The organism is Rubrivirga sp. (assembly GCF_049648075.1).
In the GTDB taxonomy this organism is placed as follows: Bacteria; Bacteroidota; Rhodothermia; order Rhodothermales; family Rubricoccaceae; genus Rubrivirga.
In genome coordinates, this window is sequence record NZ_JBARYR010000349.1 from 1 (window position 1) to 4893 (window position 4893).

Consider the following 4893-nt stretch of genomic DNA (forward strand, 5'->3'; position numbering starts at 1 on the left):
GCTCGGTAGAGCGCGTCGACGTCGACGGCGTTTGCCGCGGCCTCGAGGTCGATCCCGGACGCGGCTTGGACGCGGGGCGTGATCGAGCCGTGGGCCGGGTCCGTGAGCGCGACCCAGGCGGCGTCGGCGAGGCCGGCCTCGACGGGACCTTGGGCGACCGCAGACGCCAAGGCCTCCCGGTCGAGGACGCGGCCCGACAGGTCGGACAGGGAGCGGAGCGCGCGGCGCTCGCCCGTTCGTTGGTCTTGGAGGTCGGCGGAGGGGAGCCCGAACAGCAGGACCAAGCCGGCCGTGAACGTGTACAGCGCGCCGAACGACAGCGCCATGATGACGAGCGTCGCGAGTGGACGGCTCATTGAGGTCGCGTAGGGGACGGCCTCGACGGCGCCGGTCCCGTTCCCGACGGGGATCATCGCGGACCCCATCGTCTGGACGGCGAGGAGCGTGACGAGCGTCGCGGCCAGCACCAGCGCGAGCGCCGCTGCGATCAGGCGCAGCCCCGACGTGAGCTCCTCGACCCACCCTTGCCGCAGCGCCAGGCTAGATCCGAGCAGGAGCGACGCCGCGATCGGGATCGTGACCCACACCGGCATCGGCTCTGTCAGGGGCCGCCCGACGACCATCAGTGCGGCGACGACGAGCAATCCGAGCAGGACCACCCACGTCCTCGAGGTCGCCTGCCGGCGCCGGTGGAGCACGAGCGGACGGAGCGACGTGAGCACGATGATGCTCAGCCCGAGCTCCGCGAGCCCGATGCCGGCGCCCCACAGTCCCGTCTCGGTGTCCGCCGGAAGCGCCGTCTTGGGGTCGATGGTGCCGTCGTGTGTGACGGCGACGGCGATCGTAAACCCCAGGACAGCCAACGAGACGGCGAGCGGGACGGCCAGCGTCTGGAGCGGTCCGGCCGTCCGGGGCCGCGCGACGGCGGCGTAGAGGAGCCCCGTGCCCACGATCGCGATCACGTCGAGGGCGACGGCCGCACCGTCCGAGAGACCGGTCCCGACCGCGTTGACGCGCACCGCGGCCACGACGACGGCTAGGGACACCGCCACGACGCCGAGCGCCACCCGCTTGAGGGGCGTCGCAGTAGAGGCGCGAAGGGCGCGGCGGAGTGTGATCGACGGAGTCGGCAGGGCGTCGAGGGCGGGAGCGCTGTGTTCGGCCGACGTCCGGCAGAGTTGCGAATATATCCGGGTGCGGCGCGAGATTGGCAACCATCCAAGCCGATCCCCGTAGCGCGTTCATCCACGCCCGAACGTCTGTGCGCACCGCCCTCTCTCGAATCCTGCTCGTCGGCTTCCTCGTCTTGGCCATCGTCGCCGTGATCGTGGGGACGTCCGGCAACGGCGGGGGGGACGTGTCGTTCGACGCCCTCGATGCCGACCATTTGGCGCACCGCCCGTTCGTCCTCGAGGGGACCGGACGGTTCGCGATCGATGCCGTGGGCTCGTTCGAGGAGGTCGGCACGCCGGCGTCCGACACCACGCTGGCGGCGTACGGCTGGATCGTGAGGCGTGAGGACGGCGCCGTCGTCTGGACGATGGACGCGGAGCGCCCCGAGCGCGGAACGTTGGCGACGGTCCGCGACACGGTCGTCCTCGAGGCCGGGACGTACGACCTCTACTTCACCAGCTACGGCGACCCCTTGGTCCGAGACCCCGGCCCACGGAACGGGTCGCTCGGAGAACGCATCCGAGCGACGCTGAGCCGCGGCGGCCGCTCCTGGGTCGGAGACGCCGGCCGGTGGCGCATGAACATGCACGGGCTCAACGAGGCGGCTCGAAACGTCCGTACGTCCGGGATCGACCGAGATCCGGCTCTCGCGAGCATCATCCCGTCCCCGACGTTCGTGTGGCAGGGCCGCGGCGTCGAGGACCGCCAAGACCGTGTCTCGGTGCTCCACGTCGTAGAGCCTGCTACGGTTCGGATTCGAACCGTCACAGAGATCACGGACGGCGTCGTGGCGGACCGCGCGAGCATCGTCCGCTTGGGCTCCCAGGAGGTCGTGTGGGAGGCGTCGGGCGAGGGGGCCTGGGCCGGCGGGTCGCTCAAGAACAGGATCCTCGACGACACCCTCTCGCTCGAGCCCGGGCTCTACCGGGTCTCCTTCGAGGCCGATCGGTCGCACGCCTACGACGACTGGACCGCGAACCCGCCCTGGGTGCCCTCGTCGTGGGGGATCCGGGTGGAGCGGGCCTCGCCCGAGGAGGCCGTCGCCGTCCTCGATCCGTCCGCCCTCGACCTGCCCCAACTCGTGTCCTTCGAGTGCGTCGGGCCGGACGAGGAGCGACGTGCCGAGTTCGTGGTGCCCTCGGCGACGGATTTACTGGTCGTCGCCGTGGGCGAGTTGGCGTACGGCTCCGAGTACGACTACGCCATGCTCGAGCGCCGCGACGAGGACGGGGACTGGGACGACGTGTGGGAGATGAGCGACATGGGTGCCGTACCAGCCGGCGGCGCCAGCAAGAACCGGCGCGTCACCGTCCCGCTGTCGCTGGAGCCCGGCGACTACCGGCTGACCTACGAGACCGACGGCTCGCACGATTGCGTCAGCGGGTACAACGAGGGCGGAGGGCCGACAGAGCCGCTGTGGGGTGCCATCCTCTTCGTCCTCGACGAGAGCCTGGACGTCGCGTCGTTCGACGTGCGCGTCATCGAGCCAGAGCCAGAGCCCGATCTCGACCTCGAGGACGATGTCGTCGGGATCGATCTGATGGACGCCGAGCGGTTGCTCGCCCGGATCGACTCCGTGGGCGACGACGAAGACCGCCGCGTCCGGTTCGTGCTCGACCGACCGCAACGGGTCGAGATTCGTGCCGCCGGCGAGCTGTCCGAGTCGAGCCAATACGACTGGGCCGCGATCTACCGCGAGGGCGGAGAGTTGGTCTGGGAGATGACGAGCGACAACACGTCGCCGGGCGAGAGCTCGAGCAGCTACCACCGCGTGTACCGAGGCGGGATCGTCCTCGAGGCCGGGACCTACACGGTCCGCTACCGGACGGACGGGAGCCGCTCGTTCGGCGACTTCGGCGAGAGCAGCCGGCGACTGTGGGGCGTCCACGTCTACGGACCCCCAAACGTGCCAGCAATGCCCCCCGTCGAGGACGCCGCGCCTCCACCTCCACCGGCGCCGCCGGGACCGGTCCCGACGAACTCGATCTAGCCGGCACGGGACCGTCGCGGCAGCGTAGGCACGTCATGCCCGACACCCTACGCCTGTCCCTCGACGTCACCGGTGACGCGCGAGACGTGGTCCTCTCCGACCTCTCCGACCTCGGCTTCGACGCCTTTCAGGAGACCGACGCCGGCCTCGACGCCTTCGTGTCCGCACTGGCGTGGCCCGCCCTCGAGGAGTCCGTCTCTCTGTTGCTCGCGAGCCACGACCTCGAGGCCGAGACGGAAACGATCCCCGACCGTGACTGGAACGCGGAGTGGGAAGCGGCGCTTCAGCCCATCGAGGCTGGTCCGTTCGTGGTCGCGCCGTCGTGGACCGACATCCCCGACGCGCTCGCAGACCGTGAGATCCTGCGGATCGACCCGAAGATGGCGTTTGGGACGGGATACCACGAGACGACCCGGATCGTGCTGGGCCTGCTCGCCAAGGCCCGTCCTCGAGGCCGCGTCCTCGACGTGGGGACCGGAACTGGCGTGTTGGCCTTGGCCGCGCTGAAGCTCGGTGCCGATGCGGCCATCGGGGTCGACATCGACGAGTGGAGCGTGGCGAACGGGCAAGAGAACGCGGCGCTCAACGGGCTCGGCGACCGGCTCGAGGTGCGCCGCGGCTCCCTCGAGGTCGTCCCCGAGCGGGACTTCGACGTCGTCGTCGCCAACATCATCCGGTCGATTCTGGAGCCGCTGATTCCCGGGCTCGTCGAGCGCGCAGCGCAGAGCGCATCGGTCGTGCTGTCAGGCCTGCTCGGAACGGAGCGGGGCCACATGGTCGGCGTCCTCGAGGAGCATGGGTTCGGCCTCGAGGCCGAGGCGAGCGAGAACGAGTGGTGGGGCGGGGTGTTCAGAGGGATTAGGGATTAGGGCGTGCGTCCTCGAGGACGCGGAACAGTTCCAGCCGCCCTCGAGGCTGAAGAGCGATGCTGGACCACGACGGGTCGGCACGGTCCGACCTCGAGGACGGTGCGCCGCGGACCGATTTCCCGAGTCAGATTCTCGTCCTCGACGTTGGCTTGCACGCATCTTCCCCAACCCCACAACCCCACAACCCATGCGAGTCTGCGCCATCGACGTCGGTACCAACACCGTGATGAGCGTCGTCGCCGACGTGGGCGATGGCGTCCTCGAGGTCGTGGCCGACGAGGAGCGGTTCGCGCGGCTCGGCCAGGGCGTCGATGCAAACCGGCGGCTAGCGGATGAGGCGATGGACCGCGTCGTAGACCGTCTGGCTGGCGCGCTCGCGACGGCCGAGCGGCTGAACGCGGACCGCGTCGTGATCGGGGCGACGAGCGCGAGCCGCGACGCGTCCAACGTCGGCGTGCTCCAGGACCGCGTCCGCCACGAGCTCGGCCTCGACTACCGCGTGATCTCGGGGGAGGAGGAGGCCGCGGCGTCGTTCGCCGGAGCGCTCGCCCTTTTACCCGCCCTCGAGGCCGCGCTCGTCCTCGACATCGGCGGCGGGTCGACCGAGGTCGCCCGAGGGACACGCATCGAGGGCGTGACCGCGAGGCAGAGCGTCGACATCGGCAGCGTGCGCCTGACCGAGCGCCACTTCTCGACGCGTCCGCCCGACCTCGATGCGACCCGCTCCGCCCTCGAGGACGCCCGGCGGATCTATCGCACCGTCACGGTCGAGCGGGGCGACGACCCGTTGGTCGCGACTGGCAGCGTCGGCGTGCTGAGGGCCAAGCTCTCCGGCCTCGAGGGCGGGCCGGTCCCGAGACC

Annotated in this window: 4 protein-coding genes; 3 read left to right on the top strand and 1 reads right to left on the bottom strand. The window is 70.5% G+C overall.

Translation table 11 applies throughout. The annotated features are described in order from the left end of the window. Window positions 1–1046: hypothetical protein (locus WBA11_RS10315; RefSeq protein WP_424520611.1), on the bottom strand; the 1046-nt coding region annotated here is incomplete at its 3' end. A gap of 215 nt (window positions 1047–1261) precedes the next feature. Between WBA11_RS10315 and WBA11_RS10320 the strand changes: the two genes are divergently transcribed. From WBA11_RS10320 to WBA11_RS10330, 3 genes are all read left to right on the top strand, one after another. Next, on the top strand, window positions 1262–3163 hold the full coding sequence (locus WBA11_RS10320; protein ID WP_424520612.1) for a hypothetical protein: 1902 nt from the start codon (window positions 1262–1264) through the stop codon (window positions 3161–3163). A gap of 35 nt (window positions 3164–3198) precedes the next feature. Further along, window positions 3199–4032, top strand: coding sequence for a 50S ribosomal protein L11 methyltransferase (gene prmA / locus WBA11_RS10325; protein ID WP_424520613.1), 834 nt, complete (start codon window positions 3199–3201; stop codon window positions 4030–4032). Window positions 4033–4219: 187 nt separating this feature from the next. Then, the coding region (locus WBA11_RS10330; protein ID WP_424520614.1) for an exopolyphosphatase at window positions 4220–4893 on the top strand (674 nt) is incomplete at its 3' end.